At 56.7% G+C, this 13971-nt stretch carries 13 protein-coding genes; 9 read left to right on the plus strand and 4 right to left on the minus strand.

Annotation, left to right across the window (positions count from 1 at the left end; translation table 11 throughout):
• Nucleotides 1-65: 65 nt before the first annotated feature.
• Both QMZ18_RS03960 and QMZ18_RS03965 read right to left on the minus strand, forming a co-directional pair.
• Nucleotides 66-788 carry a ChrR family anti-sigma-E factor gene (locus tag QMZ18_RS03960; RefSeq protein ID WP_282604926.1) on the minus strand — a complete coding sequence of 241 codons (723 nt, stop codon included), beginning with the start codon at nt 786-788 and terminating at the stop codon, nt 66-68.
• Nucleotides 785-1468, minus strand: coding sequence for a sigma-70 family RNA polymerase sigma factor (locus QMZ18_RS03965; protein WP_282604927.1), 684 nt, complete (start codon nt 1466-1468; stop codon nt 785-787). Before QMZ18_RS03965 ends, QMZ18_RS03960 begins: the two co-directional genes overlap by 4 nt.
• Before the next feature lie 210 nt (nt 1469-1678).
• On the opposite strand from QMZ18_RS03965, the gene QMZ18_RS03970 reads away from it, so the two are divergent.
• Both QMZ18_RS03970 and rlmN read left to right on the plus strand, forming a co-directional pair.
• A complete protein-coding gene (locus QMZ18_RS03970) occupies nt 1679-2182 on the plus strand; it encodes an invasion associated locus B family protein (protein WP_282604928.1) in 504 nt (167 codons plus the stop codon).
• Between the two features lie 73 nt (nt 2183-2255).
• Nucleotides 2256-3377, plus strand: a complete 1122-nt coding sequence (rlmN, locus tag QMZ18_RS03975) for a 23S rRNA (adenine(2503)-C(2))-methyltransferase RlmN (RefSeq protein ID WP_282604929.1) — start codon at nt 2256-2258, stop codon at nt 3375-3377.
• A gap of 60 nt (nt 3378-3437) precedes the next feature.
• Here rlmN and QMZ18_RS03980 read toward each other — a convergent pair whose 3' ends face one another.
• Nucleotides 3438-4775 (minus strand): hypothetical protein, encoded by a 1338-nt coding sequence (locus tag QMZ18_RS03980; RefSeq protein WP_282604930.1) that lies wholly within the window; start codon nt 4773-4775, stop codon nt 3438-3440.
• Nucleotides 4776-5682: 907 nt separating this feature from the next.
• Here QMZ18_RS03980 and QMZ18_RS03985 point away from each other — a divergent pair.
• The 7 genes from QMZ18_RS03985 to QMZ18_RS04015 all read left to right on the plus strand — a co-directional run bounded on the left by QMZ18_RS03985 (nt 5683) and on the right by QMZ18_RS04015 (nt 13110).
• Nucleotides 5683-6987 (plus strand): helix-turn-helix transcriptional regulator, encoded by a 1305-nt coding sequence (locus tag QMZ18_RS03985; protein WP_282604931.1) that lies wholly within the window; start codon nt 5683-5685, stop codon nt 6985-6987.
• Nucleotides 6988-7303: 316 nt separating this feature from the next.
• Nucleotides 7304-8455 carry a hypothetical protein gene (locus tag QMZ18_RS03990; protein ID WP_282604932.1) on the plus strand — a complete coding sequence of 384 codons (1152 nt, stop codon included), beginning with the start codon at nt 7304-7306 and terminating at the stop codon, nt 8453-8455.
• A gap of 24 nt (nt 8456-8479) precedes the next feature.
• On the plus strand, nt 8480-9598 hold the full coding sequence (locus QMZ18_RS03995; protein WP_282604933.1) for a hypothetical protein: 1119 nt from the start codon (nt 8480-8482) through the stop codon (nt 9596-9598).
• A gap of 126 nt (nt 9599-9724) precedes the next feature.
• Nucleotides 9725-10150 carry a hypothetical protein gene (locus QMZ18_RS04000; RefSeq protein WP_282604934.1) on the plus strand — a complete coding sequence of 142 codons (426 nt, stop codon included), beginning with the start codon at nt 9725-9727 and terminating at the stop codon, nt 10148-10150.
• Nucleotides 10151-10259: 109 nt separating this feature from the next.
• Nucleotides 10260-11012 (plus strand): C39 family peptidase, encoded by a 753-nt coding sequence (locus tag QMZ18_RS04005; protein ID WP_282604935.1) that lies wholly within the window; start codon nt 10260-10262, stop codon nt 11010-11012.
• A 4-nt stretch (nt 11013-11016) separates the two neighbouring features.
• A complete protein-coding gene (locus QMZ18_RS04010) occupies nt 11017-11757 on the plus strand; it encodes a hypothetical protein (RefSeq protein ID WP_282604936.1) in 741 nt (246 codons plus the stop codon).
• A gap of 147 nt (nt 11758-11904) precedes the next feature.
• Nucleotides 11905-13110, plus strand: a complete 1206-nt coding sequence (locus QMZ18_RS04015; RefSeq protein WP_282604937.1) for an argininosuccinate synthase — start codon at nt 11905-11907, stop codon at nt 13108-13110.
• Between the two features lie 21 nt (nt 13111-13131).
• Here the strand turns inward: QMZ18_RS04015 and QMZ18_RS04020 are convergent, their stop codons facing one another.
• Nucleotides 13132-13821, minus strand: coding sequence for an NnrU family protein (locus QMZ18_RS04020; RefSeq protein WP_282604938.1), 690 nt, complete (start codon nt 13819-13821; stop codon nt 13132-13134).
• Nucleotides 13822-13971 lie beyond the last annotated feature (150 nt).

Here is a 13971-nt window from a genome sequence, read left to right on the forward strand (position 1 = left end):
TGGCTAGACCGGTTCTGCCAGGAAGACGGATCACCTATGGTGATTCCGTCCAACCAGGCTCTACCCTAGTATCGGATGAAGGGATTGAGCAGCCGTCCCAGCCGCCCGGTCAATTTGATCGGTGCGTCTGTGATAATCAGGCAAACACAGGCTTCGTCTGGCTCCGCCGTCGGCTGATGATCGACATCACCATCTGCAATCTGGACGTCACCCCGCGCAAACCGGCCTGAGCCATCCTGATAGGCGCCGGTCAGCACGAGCGTCAGCTCTTCGCCCTGGTGGCTGTGTTGAGGCATGGCCGCGCCAGCCGCGACCTTGATCAGCCGGACGTTAAATTCGGGTCCCGAGACCTTCAGTTCCGCCTCTTCGAGTCCGCGGATGACCGGGCGCCAAGTGACGTCCCGCAAATCACTGCCAACGTAGCCACGTAAAGGTTGCGGCAGCAAAACTTCTCCGATCTGCCTGTCCGGGGCAGAATAGGAACTTGGGTGCTGAACTACGTTGTTGGCGGGCATTTCTTCCTGATCGAGCCGGGCTAGAACTGAATCCAGTGATCCAGCGCGCATGGATTCCGGCGCGATTTCTTCGAGAAACGACGCGCCGACTGCTTCGAATTCAGCAATTGCAGCGCGGCATTCAGGACAAAGCGCGGAATGGGTTGCGACCAGTAATGATTGTGCTTCCGACAGGTTTCCGGCCGCATAAGCCGCAAGCAGTTCATCGGTCACATGATTCGTGGGTAAGGTATCGTTCGAACCGTCACGTCCGTGGATTGAAGGCGATGTCATGGTGCGCCCTCCTTTAACTCTTTACGAAGATGACCCAATGCCAATCGCAGTCGCGATTTCACCGTTCCGAGCGGTAGGCCGGTCTCCTCAGCTATGGCGCCGTGCGCCTTGTCTCCAAAATATGCCATCTTAATCAAAGTTGCCTGCTCGGAGGAAAGGCGGCTGATCGCAGCTTTCAAGCGCCTCGCATCCTGTTGTTCTTCTATAATGTCGTCGGCCAAACTTTCCGACTGCGGAACCAGGGCCGGATCTTCAAGGTCAATCTCTGGGCGCTTCTCGCGCCGTATTGCATCAATCCGCTTGTTCCGTGCGATCGTGAAGATCCACGTACTGACCGCCGCTTGACTCGCATCAAAACTGGCAGCTTTCCGCCAGACCATGATCATCGCCTCTTGAACCAGTTCTTCGGCTTGATCCGCATCTGACCCAAGCCGCATGAGGTAGGCTTTCAACCTGGGCGCAAAGTAGCCGAAAAGGGCCTGGAACGACGTTTTGCAGCGCTGCTCGGCTATTTTGCTGACAAATGTCACCAATTCAGGTGCCGTCAAAGGCTCTGAAGGCCGTGTTTCTTTTGCCGTCGGTTCCTGCGTCATTGCCCCATCAGACGCGATAATCGCAAAGGCGGCAAGCGATCTCACGGAACCAAACAGGGCGACTGGACGTGTGATGGCGGTTTTCACACTATTTTCAACGAGTGTATGCATTACAGAAGGGTGTACGAGCCGTGGATCGACTTGGATCAGCTTCATCGATGAACGCAGGTGTTTTTCTCGAGAGATTTTTGCGTTAAAGCGTTGGGCGTACGAAAATTCCTGAGATCAAGGGGTAGCGAACGGCTAAACGCCGTCTATAATAAAGCTATGACTTTACACGCAACGCTGCGAGCGACAATGGCTGGATTGCTGGCATTGCCGCTCTTTTTTACACTGGGTGTCACAGCATCGGCCCAGGGAATCGAGCGCCTTGGTGATTTCCAGGATTGGAGCGCCTACCGCTTTGTCGAGGATGGCAAGCCTGCCTGTTACATGGCTTCTGTGCCGAGTAAGTCGGAGGGCGAGTATTCAAAACGTGGTGACATTTACGCACTTGTGACGCACCGGCCTGCCGAATCCCGCCGTGATGAGATCAGCTTCGTTGCGGGCTATCAGTACAAAAAGGGCAGCCCGGCGACAGTGATTATTGGCGATACTACGGAAGAGTTCTTTACTCAGAACGACGGCGCCTGGGCGCCAGACCATAATTTGGATAAAGCGATGGTTCAGGCCATGATTCGCGGCAGTTCCATGCAGGTCAAAGGTACGTCTTCCCGTGGCACGCTGACAACCGACACCTATTCGCTTAAAGGCTTTACGGCAGCGTATCGGGCGATTTCGAAGAGTTGCGGCGTCAACTGATCACTGCGCGTCGGATCGATCATGAAATGACGGGATACTTGCGTTTGAGCAGGTGCGCGCGTATCTAACGCCTATGTCTGGAACTGCACATGCTGAGCTGTTTGCGCCGCCGAGCGAATCGGCTGGCCTGAAGAACCTTGTGGGCCTGTCCCGCGAGGCCCTTGAGGCTGAAATCACTGCATGCGGGGAGCCGGCATTTCGCGCCCGTCAGCTGTGGCAATGGATTTACAGCAAGGGCGTCACCGAATTTGGGGCGATGACTTCGCTGAGCAAAGCTTTTCGTGCGCGTCTGGAAGAGCATTTCGTCGTGCGCCGGCCCGAGGTGGTTCAAGACCTGACGTCCAGTGACGGTACGCGCAAATGGCTTTTGCGTTTTTCCGATGGGCAGGAGGTCGAGACGGTCTATATCCCCGAGGATGACCGCGGTACTCTCTGTGTTTCCAGTCAGGTCGGCTGTACTCTGACCTGCAAGTTCTGTCATACCGGCACACAACGCCTGGTCCGCAACCTGTCTCCCGCGGAAATTATCAGTCAGATCATGTTGGCACGCGACGCCCTCGGTGAATGGCCGAGTACCCGTCTGGACCGTAAGATCACCAACGTCGTCATGATGGGGATGGGGGAGCCGCTCTATAACTACGATAACGTCGCCACGGCCTTGAAGATTGCGATGGACGGCGAGGGAGTCGCCATTTCCAAGCGCAAGATCACCCTCTCGACGTCCGGCGTTGTACCTGAGATGGAGCGTTGCGGCCGTGAACTCGGGGTCAATCTGGCAGTGTCCCTCCACGCGGTCGACGACGACACGCGTGATAAGATCATGCCGATCAACAAAAAATACCCTCTGAAGCAACTGCTGCAGACCTGCCGGGATTATCCCGGAACCAGTAACGCGCGGCGGATCACCTTCGAATACGTCATGCTCAAGGGCGTCAACGATTCGCCCGAGGATGCACGGGCTCTGATTAAGCTGCTCAAGGATATTCCGGCGAAAGTGAACCTGATCCCGTTTAATCCCTGGCCGGGTTCATTTTTCGAATGTTCCTCGAACAACGCGATCCACCGCTTTGCTCAGATCCTTAACGACGGTCAGCTTTCCGCACCCGTCCGGGCGACACGGGGCGAGGACATTCTGGCCGCTTGCGGTCAGCTCAAATCCGAATCCGAACGCAAGCGTAAGAGTGAGCGGACCTAAGCAGCTTTGCCAGACCTGCTGCCGGTATAGGGTGCGATCACTCTGTCGGTATCCATTAAGTTAAAAAACATCGACCAGGAACGGAACGCGGAATGTCACGAGGACATCGGGGGCATCAGCGGTTACGCCCAGTTCCAGATTCAGGTTTGCCGCGACGTTTTCGTCGTATTGAAAGCTGTAGCCCAGCAGCATGGAACCTACATCCAAAGAATTGGTCGAGAGGGTTACACCGTTGATCTCGGTTTCCGTCTCTCCGATAAAATCGTGTTTGTAACCCAATGTGAAAGAAGACCGTTCGTTGATTGAATAGGCCATCCCGAAGCTGATTCGGTAGGCGTCGCCGGGATCGACATCACCGATGGTTTGATCGTTGAACGTCTCGCCGACATCGTCAGGGATCGTATAGAGATAACCCAAGTTGGCGAAGAAGACCGCCGGATCGGACGGGTAGAGCACGGTGACGCTTGGTTCTACCGAATGAAAGCCGGAGCCGGTCGGCAATTCCGTTTCCAGGCCGTTGGCGTCCCTGCCCACGTCGAAGGGGCCGGTTCCGGTTGTAGATTTGTAGCGCAAATTACCGATGAAGATCGGCCAGTCATTCAGGCCGCTATTGAGCTGATAGTGAGCGGCGAGCTCGATGTCGCCCAGACCATTGCCGTCAATCTCTTGGGTAATAGTCTGATTGGGATCAACCTGGGGAATCACAAAGCTGACGCGATCGTTACGGACCACGTAGGGAACCTTGAGTTCAAGTTCGAGCCTGTCGGTAACCCCGAGCCGACCGGTGAGTGCCGGTGTAAAGAGATCCCGGTCGGTGTCTTCGGCTTCAAGCAATCCGATCAAAAAGGTGTCCAGGATCTCGATGCCCAGGAAGGTGAAGCGATTGACCTGTGAGTGCGAGTACTGAATTGAGGGTTCGACCACCAAGGTGCCAGCCGGCGTCAGAACACCACCTAGTTCGGGAATCGCCTGAACCTCTGGAATTTTTCTTTCCGGCTTCGCTGGCGGCTTACCGACCGGTTGCTGTTCATTTTGTTGGGCACTCTGAATGTTTGGCTGCCTGTCTCGCGCCCCGGGCGCTGGTTGAAAAGCATCGTCGGAGAGGCCGGTCGCACTATAATTGAGCCGCAAATTGGGATCTGGTGAGCGCCCGCCACGGCTCTGTGAGAGGAGCTGTTCCTTCAAGTAGTTGATTTCCTGACGCTGTTGTTCAAGCGCCCGCTCGAGCCTTGCGAGCTTGGCCTCAAGAGAAAGGCCTGCCGACTCCGTCGCCGGACGTGTTTCGTCGACGCCTTGAAGCGTATCTGCCGTCGCCGTAGGCAGTGTTTGGGCCGATAGCTGCCCCGTTGGAATTGAGAGCACTGAAACTGTAATTGCAGCGGCGGATTGCCATTTCATCTGCTACCCCCTCTTCATCAATAGTCTAAATTTCGATATTCCCCGCCGATTTTTTGTGAAAAACAAAACAGTATTATCAATGGATTATACCCTCGTAAGAGGAATTTTCCATCGTTTTAATTTTACTTTAGAGATGCTTGCTCCAGCTATAAAAAAGCGCAGGAGTGTAATATTTTTGGTCATAAAAATTAGATGTCTGTGTGTTTCATCAAGAGCTGATTTAAATCTCAAGATCGAAGATGTCGAAAAAATTTACAATCTGGAATCGTTAACCTCTTATACCATAAGTGGTTCAAAAGAATGTCTATCTACCTTCGGACTACGTGTATCGTCTGCTGATAACATGATTTGTATTTGTAAAATTTCTTTACAAATATGGTTAACAAGCATCGATATTAAATATTAAATCGTTGTTTTGTAAAGATTTAAATTTTTGGCACAATATTTGCTATTATATATCCATAAAAATAGCAAACAGTCGATTGCTACGTAAAAATTCCTAATTTGCGAGTCTTTTAGGAATTCTAGTAAAAAGCGCAGTATCGACCGTGCAAAGAGGTCACAGCTATGTATCTGCTTTGACAGATAGGCTTGATGTGCCTCGGCGTGCACAGAATTGCCGTTTGCTCCAACCTCACTGCGCGAAGGCGTCGGTGCGCTTGGCCGTTGAACCGATGGGGTTCTCGGCAGTGCGGCCCGTTGCCCGGTTTGCCCAACCTAACTGCGTGTCACATATGTGATGGCGCTCCGATAGGATCGTGTCCTGCCGTGATCTGCGCGAATTCCATCAAAAGGAGAATTCAGCATCACTGGAGGGAACGGCAAAGAAATTAAAACACGCTTCGAAAAAAGATAAGAAAGCGAAACGACTCAGGGGTGGAAAGGAGAAACGTTCGGGGCAGAGAAAATGTTGGAACCCAGATACTACCAAAGTGCCGACGGCGAGTTGGCGGCGCTCTTGGCTAGCTTTTACGAAGCGGCCGCTGCGCCCGTGACCTGGTCGCAGGCTGTGCGGTCGGTCATGGAGTCATCGCGTGCGACCGTCGGGCTTATCGTATCGCATGATTACGAAACCGGGCGCGGTCGCATTGAGCACGCAGAAAACATCACTGACGAACTGGTGACCGCCTACGCTGAAAACAGTGCGCCTGCCAATGTTTGGTTGCGTCAGGAAAGCTTGTTTCGCAGCGCCGATGCGGTGGTTGCAGGCGAAGAAGTTGTTACGGCCGACGAATTGGTGGCGACTCCGTTTTACAAAAATTGGCTGGTCCCGGCAGGCATTCATCATTCTGTTTGGGGCGTGTTGGCGCGGAAGGACAAGCGCCTTATCTGCGCTGGCTTCGGCCGGCCAAACAGCGCTGTTGCCTTTGAACGAAATGATATTGCCTTGATTTCCCAGGTCATGCCGCATTTTCGAAGGATCATGCAGTTGCGAGAGCTGGTCGGAACTTCGAATGTTTCGCAGCGCATTCTCATGGAGATGCTCGGCGCCCTGTCGGTCGGCGTTGCGCTTTTGGATAAAGACTTCAGGGTCATGGAAGCCAATGCGATGGCAGCCGGATGGCTGGCGAACGAGCATGATATTGTTCTAAACGGCAAGGATCCTGGCGTCACCCACAACGGACTGAGGACAAACCTGCAATCCTTGTTGAAATCTGCGAATGCGCATTCGACGGCAACGAGCTCAGGTTCTTCTGAGGCGGGCATCTTTTCTGCCGACGCCCCTATCAATGGTGCAGCAGCACTTGGGGCTCGAAAAATGTCGGTGATAAGGGCAGATGGGGCTGAGCCGGTCACATTGATTTTGGTTCCGCTCCGAAACGCTGTCGACGTTTTCGATCAGGGACAATCCGGTTCGATCCTGGTCATCAGCGACCCGGAGTATCGCTGCCGGATCCGCGAGGACCAATTGGTCAAATTCTATGACTTCACGCCCACCGAAGCGAAGCTGGCCAGACTGTTGTCAAACGGTTATCGCCTTGATCAGGCTGCAAGTTCAATGGGCATCAGATATCAAACCGCACGGACACATTTGAAACGGGTTTTCTCAAAAACCGGCATTGATCGTCAGTCCGAGCTTGTGCGCCTGATACTGACCGGTCCAGCGTCATTCAGATTACCGGATTCTGCTGCGGAAGGATGGCTTCGGGCACAACATGCCGATCTCAGGCATGAGCGCAGCCGAACACCTGAGGAGCCCTTCGACCGCTAAATGTGACGCGCGGATCCAAAACAGCAATCCGATTGCAGAGAGGATTGCCGCTCGTGTTGCAAGCTGCTGGCGGACGCGATTTGACATGCGGTCAGGTCGTTAAATTCATGAAAGTTCGACGAAAAGCCGTTTTGATCGCCGAATCTCACCCAAATGGGGCACGACAACCACAGATACTCCTTCCATTGTTAGTGTTCAAATCTTCTGGAGCGCCAGGAACTTGAATCACTGCTGGGCAATTACACCAGAAATGATTCGGCGTCCCGATGCCGTCAGGTAGTGCAGTAGGCATCATCTGAACCTTAGGAGGGACCTTATGTTTAAGAGATTGTTGGTAGGGAGTTCGGCGCTTGCTTTGGTTTTAACCCTTGCGGTCGAAGCATCCGCGAACCCAAAGAACAAGTTTGGTGACGGAAACACCGCAAACGCCGACGCCTTGGCAAACGCCAATGCCAACGGTGGTAACGGCGGCAATGGCGGCAATGCCAATGCAAACGGGACCGAGGAGTTCCCCGGTGGCACGGCAGGAACCGGCGGGGCCGGTGGGGCTGGCGGTGCTGGCGGGACAGCTACGGCCTATGCTGAATCCTTCAACGAAGATGTCGAAGTGATTTCCTATCAGTACATGACAGCGACCGTAACTGGTGCACCGATCAGGATTATGGGTGGTGACGGCGGACGCGGTGGCAACGGTGCTGCTGGCGGCGATGGTGACTTCGGCGTCGGTGCTTCAGTTGCGATCGGTGGTGCCGGTGGTGATGGTGCCGACGGTGGTAACGGCGGCGACGGCGACTTCGGTCTCGGCGTCTCGGCCGGCTTGGCCGGCAGTGCTGCAAATGGCGGCGATGGCGGCGACGGCAATTATGGCGGCGACGGCGGCAACGGCAATGGTAACTCGAACGCAACTGCTGGCGACACCAATTCCGGTCAGAACTTCGGCACAGGCGGCGGCGCAAACGCCAATGGTGGCGACAGTGGTAACGGTGGTGCTGGTGGTGTAGGTGGTGCTGGAACCTCCGGTGGGAATTCTGCAACCGGTGCGACCGCTTCAGCCGGACCTGCCAACGGAACCGGTGGTGCCGGTGGTGCCGGCGGCAATGGCGGTAATGCCGGAGCCGGTGGTACTGGTGGCGGTGCGACTTCCGGTGCGGCAAGCGGCACGGGTGGTGCCGGTGGCGCTGGCGGCGGTGGCGGTAACGGCGGTAACGGTGGTGTGGCCACTGCAGGTGCCGCGACCGGCACGGGCGGTGCAGGTGGAGCCGGCGGCGCCGGTGGAGCCGGTGGTGCAGGTGCAGGTGGTGCTTTGAATACCGGAGCGGTCACGATTGCGGCGGGTGCCGGAACCTTTGGCGGTATTGCCAATATCAATGTCTCGTCCGGGTTCTACAACGCGACCCTCGGCGGTGTGTCGGTCGCAGCCCACTCGGGTGTGAACATCGGCAACGTGGCAGCCGCTGGCGGCCAGTAAACGAATAGTGATGGAGAAAACGTCATGTTAAAAAGACTTTTGGCGGGAACGTCGGCTATCGCTCTCGTTCTGGCATTCGCGTCGAATGCCTCCGCAAACCCGAAAAACAAGTTCGGTGACGAAAATGTTGCCACGGCCACCGCGACCGCCAATGCCAATGCCAATGGCGGCGAGGGTGGCAATGGTGGCAATGCCAATGCCAATACTAACGGTGGTACAGCCGGGACAGCCGGTGCCGGTGGCGCCGGTGGCGCTGGCGGAACCGCTACGGCTTATTCGGAATCCTTCAACTCTGACATCGATGTCATTTCCTATCAGGATATGACCGCGACTGTGACCGGTGCCGCGATCCGCGTTATGGGCGGAAATGGTGGCAATGGCGGCGATGGTGCACTAGGTGGTGACGGCGACTTTGGCGTCGGTGCATCTGTGGCTATCGGCGGTGCCGGAGGTGACGGGGCCAATGGCGGTGATGGCGGTGATGGTGATGTAGGTGCCGGTGTATCGCTTGCCGTGGCCGGTAGTGCCGCCAATGGCGGTGTTGGCGGCGATGGCGAATTCGGCGGCAACGGCGGTGACGGCGATGCCAATTCCGATGCTGCCACTGGCAACACCAATGCTGGCAATAACGAAGCTATCGGTGGTAGCGCCGATGCCAACGGTGCTGGCGAAGGCGATGGCGGCACCGGAGGAACCGGCGGCAATGGCGATGCCGGAACCAATATCGCAAACGGTGGATCGGCGACTAGTGGTGATGCCACGGCGACCGGTGGTGCCGGTGGCACAGGCGGTTCGGGCGGTACAGGTGGTAACGGCGGTGCCGGTGGCACGGCGACGGCTGGTGATGCGACCGGAACCGGTGGTGACGGCGGCCCAGGCGGCACGGGTGGCAATGGTGGCACCGGTGGAGACGCCGTGGCCAGTACTGCGTCCGGAGTCGGTGGCGCAGGTGGCGCAGGTGGTGCCGGTGGTGCCGGTGGCGCGGGTCAGGGCGGTGTCCTGACGACAGGACCGGTGAGCATCGACGTTGGTGCCGGGACTTTCGGCGGTATCGCTAACATCAACGTATCGTCAGGGTTCTATAACGCGACCCTCGGCGGTGTGTCGGTTGCGGCCCATTCGGGTGTGAATATCGGCAATTAATGTCGTGTGAGGTTAAGCTGGCGGGATATAGATCCCGTCAGCCTCCTCAAGTTTTTTCACCTCTGTCAAAGACGCGGCATCACCCTGACCAAGAAGGGGTGAACTGCGATTGCCGGGAGTTGTGTCATGAGACGGACCATTATCTTACTGCTGGCTGCGGGCACGCTGTTCGTGGGTAGCAAGAGCTTTGCGGGAGACGTTCTGGAAGCGGAACGGCTCGCCAGCCCGATGGTCGGCGCGGGAGAGTTTGATACCGAGAAGTTCGGTGTTGAAGAGAACGCGTTCGGCGAAGCAGGCGTGGTCAACCTTGAGCAACTGAGCGATCTGCGTGGTCGTGAGGGTGGCATGTCGGTGACTGTCGCCACGGACCAGGATCTGAATGCGGCCGTAGTTGGTGGCGCCATTACCGCCGACAACTTCACGACGGGCGGCGTCAGTTTCGGAGAAAATGCCTTCGACAACTTCGGCGGTGTGGGTCTGGTCAACGTGGTGACCGGAAACAACAATGCGGTCGAGGCGGCCATCGGCGTGACCTTCAACCTTTTAGATTGATCGCCTTTCTAATGTTCCCGCCGGAAACTTTTTCGCTGGCGGGCTGCGGTTCCGATATGTGGCCGACGCCTTTGAACGGGGACGCACCGATTTATTAAAGGGATTTTTCATGCTCTGGACTCGGTCGCAGAAATGCGAAGGCAATGCCCGGCGTATGGTGCCGGGGCTGCTCCTTCTCCTTCTCTTCCTGCCGCCCGTTACACTGGGGACCACGGGCGGGCTGCAGGCGGGTGAGACCCGCATGTGGGGAGCCGGTGGCGCCTTCTCGGTCAAGCTTACGAGTCTGAAGGAGTTACGCTGGAAAACGGTCATTCGCCAGCAGTACGATTTCAGCTGCGGCTCGGCTGCGGTCGCGACTCTTCTGTCCTACCATTACGATACCGCAGTCAGCGAGGCCGAGGTCTTCGAGGAGATGTTCCTGACAGGAGACCGGGCCAAGATTCAATCAGATGGATTTTCCATGCTCGACATGAAGCGGTTTCTGGATAACCGCGGCTTGCAGTCGGACGGCTTTCGCATGACGTTGGACAAGCTCGCGCGGATCGGCGTTCCGGGCATTGTTCTGATCAACACCCGTGGTTACCGCCATTTTGTCGTGGTGAAGGGTATTGAACGCGACCGGGTCGTGGTCGCGGATCCGGCCTTGGGAACGACCGTGTGGTCGCGGGAAAACTTTGAATCGGTCTGGGGCGGGGGCATTGTCCTGGCCGCGCGCAATGAAATTGAAACAGCCCGCCTGAACTTCAATGATGCCGAGGATTGGCGTGTCAGGCCCAAATCGCCGATCGGCGAAGGCGTGGATCGGGCCGGAATCAGTTCCTTCACGCTGCATCTGCCCGGCCGGAACGAGTTCGGGAGATAGTGCGATGGCTGGAAAAGGCCTCTGTTCCCATCGATCGGCGCCGGTGCGTATTTCCGGATCGCGCAACTCTGGTTCGATTCGACAGGCCGCGCTGGCATTCGGTTGCGGCTTGGCGGTTGCAGGGTTTGTCACGGCTTTGATACTTCCTGCCCCAACTGCGCAGGCGGATGCGGCTGGACGCGCGTCTCTCAGGGCGGCTCATTTTGGTGCCGGCGCCTCAACCCAAGATGATTTCCACGGCCTCGATACAGTCAGTCTCGCCGAGATGTCCGATTTACGTGGCGGCTTCAATGTCGGCGGTCTGGAAATGGCGATCGGGGCGAACATCCGCACCTTCGTTGACGGTGCTCTTGTGCTCGAATCTGTTGCGCAGGTAAGTCCGTCCGGCCTGATCTCAGAGCTGGTATCTTCAACAGCCTCGCCGCCTGGCGGCGGTGTCACTTTCAACTTCGGCCGTGACACGGACGTATCGCTACAGGACGTCGCGCCGTCGAACGTTGATCTCGGAGCGCTGGCTGGCGACAACGGAGTTGCGATCAACGACAGCAATGGCTTTAGTGCAGCACTGCATCGCATTACCCAGAGCCAAATTTTGGGAGTCATAGTCAATACTGCCGATGGCCGCAGTCTGCGTCAGGAACTGAACATCAACGTGACCGTTCAGAATTTTGGCAGCTTCCAGAAATCGATCCGCAACGCCATCACGAGCGGCCGGCTGATCAACGGGATCAACCGCGCCAACTGAGCAGAGCTGGACGCCTTTTCCCGGCGACAAAAACACTTTGCAATCCGCCTTGGGGCTGTCTGTTGGCAAGCCTTGCTCCGCGCCTGCTTTTGCCTATACTCCGCGCGGTTTTATACCTTTTCTCTACTCGAACGACGCGTGGATCCCATGAGCGACATCAAGAAAGTCGTGCTTGCCTATTCTGGCGGCCTCGACACCTCGGTTATTCTTAAATGGCTGCAAGAGACCTACAATTGCGAGGTCGTGACCTTTACGGCCGATCTTGGCCAAGGAGAAGAGCTCGAGCCGGCGCGCAAAAAGGCCGAGATGCTTGGTGTCAAAGAGATCTACATCGAGGATCTGCGTGAGACCTTCGTGCGCGACTATGTCTTCCCGATGTTCCGGGCAAATGCGCTTTATGAAGGTGTCTATCTGCTTGGCACCTCGATCGCGCGGCCTCTGATCGCCAAACGTCAGATCGAAATCGCTCGGGAAACCGGTGCCGATGCCGTCTGCCACGGTGCGACCGGCAAGGGGAACGACCAGGTCCGCTTCGAGTTGGGCTATTATGCGCTGCAGCCGGACATCCATGTGATATCTCCCTGGCGGGAATGGGATCTCACGTCCCGCACACGGCTCATCGAATTTGCCGAGAACCATCAGATTCCGATCGCCAAGGACAAGCGCGGCGAAGCGCCCTTTTCCGTCGACGCAAATCTGCTGCACATCTCCGCCGAAGGTAAGGAGATGGAAGACCCCTGGGTATCGCCGGGCGAGCATGTCTTTTCGCGCAGCGTATCTCCCGAGGCGGCACCGGACGAACCGACCTTCATCGAGGTCGAGTTCGAGCAGGGTGACGCCGTTGCGATCGACGGCGAGCGTCTGAGTCCGGCGACCCTTCTGACACGCTTGAACGAGCTGGGTGGCGCCAATGGCATCGGACGCCTGGATCTGGTCGAGAACCGCTTTGTTGGTATGAAGAGCCGTGGCATTTATGAAACGCCCGGCGGTACCGTTCTGATCGCCGCACATCGGGCGATGGAATCGATCACTCTGGATCGGGGCGCTGCGCACCTCAAGGATGAGATTATGCCGCGCTACGCTGAGCTGCTCTACAACGGTTTCTGGTTTAGCCCCGAACGCGAGATGCTGCAGGCGCTGATCGATAAGAGTCAGGAAAAAGTCAACGGTACGGTCCGCCTCAAGCTTTATAAGGGCAATGTGATTGTTTGTGGGCGCAAGTCGCCTGATTCGCTCTACAGCATGGAGCATGTCACCTTCGAAGAAGATTCGGTTTATGATCAGCGTGACGCAGAGGGCTTTATCAAGCTCAATGCCTTGCGTCTGCGGCTTCTGAACCGGCAGCGGGGCTGAGCGGTCTGGGCGGTTCGGGCGTCAGCCGGGGAAGGGGCTGACCCCGATGATATGAGGATGAAGCGCCATTGCCGCGAGATGAATGCCAAGGGCCAGGGCCGGCCGCCACCAACCGATGCCGTGCCAGTCCAGCTCAGTGCGCTGTGTGGCAATGGCAGCAAAGGGCACTAGGCTGGTGGTCAGTGCGAATGGTCCCCATGCTGCCCCCAGTTCAGCCTCCCGGCGCAAATCGATGTGGTGCATCCCGCCGAGGCTGAGAGTGGCGATACCGGTCATGAGAGCGATCGACGCCGCATCGCCATTGGTAAGCAAGTGGCTGAAGGCCCAAAGCGATGTTCCCCAAAGGAAGGGGTGGCGTGTGATGGTGAAAATGCCGCATGCCGCGCGCTGAGGCGAGTCGGAGAGAAATTTTTGGCCGCCGACAATGGTTGGATTGGGTGTCGTGAGACCTGCAACGATGCCGAAAAAGGCGATTGGCATCAGCACCTGAGGCATCCACGAGAGTGCGGGGGCGGGATACCATAGATTTATGATGGGTGCTTTACCGTAAGCGAAAATCATCCAGAGGAAGGCGCCCAGGACCGAGGCGGCGTACAGGCCTTGAAAGCCAGCACTGCCAAGTTTTTGCGTCAGAGGGTTGCGCAAGGACGAACTGGAGAGCAGAAAATGCCCGCCAACAAAAAGTATTGTTGCTGCCAAAAGTTCATTCACTGAAGGCGCGGCCTCGTCTTGGGAAACGGGTAAGGGCAATATGGGAAGGACATTGCCGGCTGTCTAGACCGCAGTTTCACCGAGTCCTTTTCAATTTAACCAATTGAGTGGAAATCGCACTCAGCAAGATTCTGTATTTGAAAGTCAGAA

Origin of the sequence: Pelagibius sp. Alg239-R121 (assembly GCF_947331435.1) — a bacterium.
Taxonomy (GTDB): domain Bacteria; phylum Pseudomonadota; class Alphaproteobacteria; order Kiloniellales; family Kiloniellaceae; genus Denitrobaculum.

Bases quoted from the DNA above. Each gene is read 5' to 3' on its own strand.
- QMZ18_RS03960 (WP_282604926.1), bottom strand. From the start codon at position 788: ATGACATCGCCTTCAATCCACGGACGTGACGGTTCGAACGATACCTTA.
- QMZ18_RS03970 (WP_282604928.1), top strand. From the start codon at position 1,679: ATGGCTGGATTGCTGGCATTGCCGCTCTTTTTTACACTGGGTGTCACA.
- rlmN (WP_282604929.1), top strand. From the start codon at position 2,256: ATGTCTGGAACTGCACATGCTGAGCTGTTTGCGCCGCCGAGCGAATCG.
- QMZ18_RS03980 (WP_282604930.1), bottom strand. From the start codon at position 4,775: ATGAAATGGCAATCCGCCGCTGCAATTACAGTTTCAGTGCTCTCAATT.
- QMZ18_RS03985 (WP_282604931.1), top strand. From the start codon at position 5,683: ATGTTGGAACCCAGATACTACCAAAGTGCCGACGGCGAGTTGGCGGCG.
- QMZ18_RS03990 (WP_282604932.1), top strand. From the start codon at position 7,304: ATGTTTAAGAGATTGTTGGTAGGGAGTTCGGCGCTTGCTTTGGTTTTA.
- QMZ18_RS03995 (WP_282604933.1), top strand. From the start codon at position 8,480: ATGTTAAAAAGACTTTTGGCGGGAACGTCGGCTATCGCTCTCGTTCTG.
- QMZ18_RS04000 (WP_282604934.1), top strand. From the start codon at position 9,725: ATGAGACGGACCATTATCTTACTGCTGGCTGCGGGCACGCTGTTCGTG.
- QMZ18_RS04005 (WP_282604935.1), top strand. From the start codon at position 10,260: ATGCTCTGGACTCGGTCGCAGAAATGCGAAGGCAATGCCCGGCGTATG.
- QMZ18_RS04010 (WP_282604936.1), top strand. From the start codon at position 11,017: ATGGCTGGAAAAGGCCTCTGTTCCCATCGATCGGCGCCGGTGCGTATT.
- QMZ18_RS04015 (WP_282604937.1), top strand. From the start codon at position 11,905: ATGAGCGACATCAAGAAAGTCGTGCTTGCCTATTCTGGCGGCCTCGAC.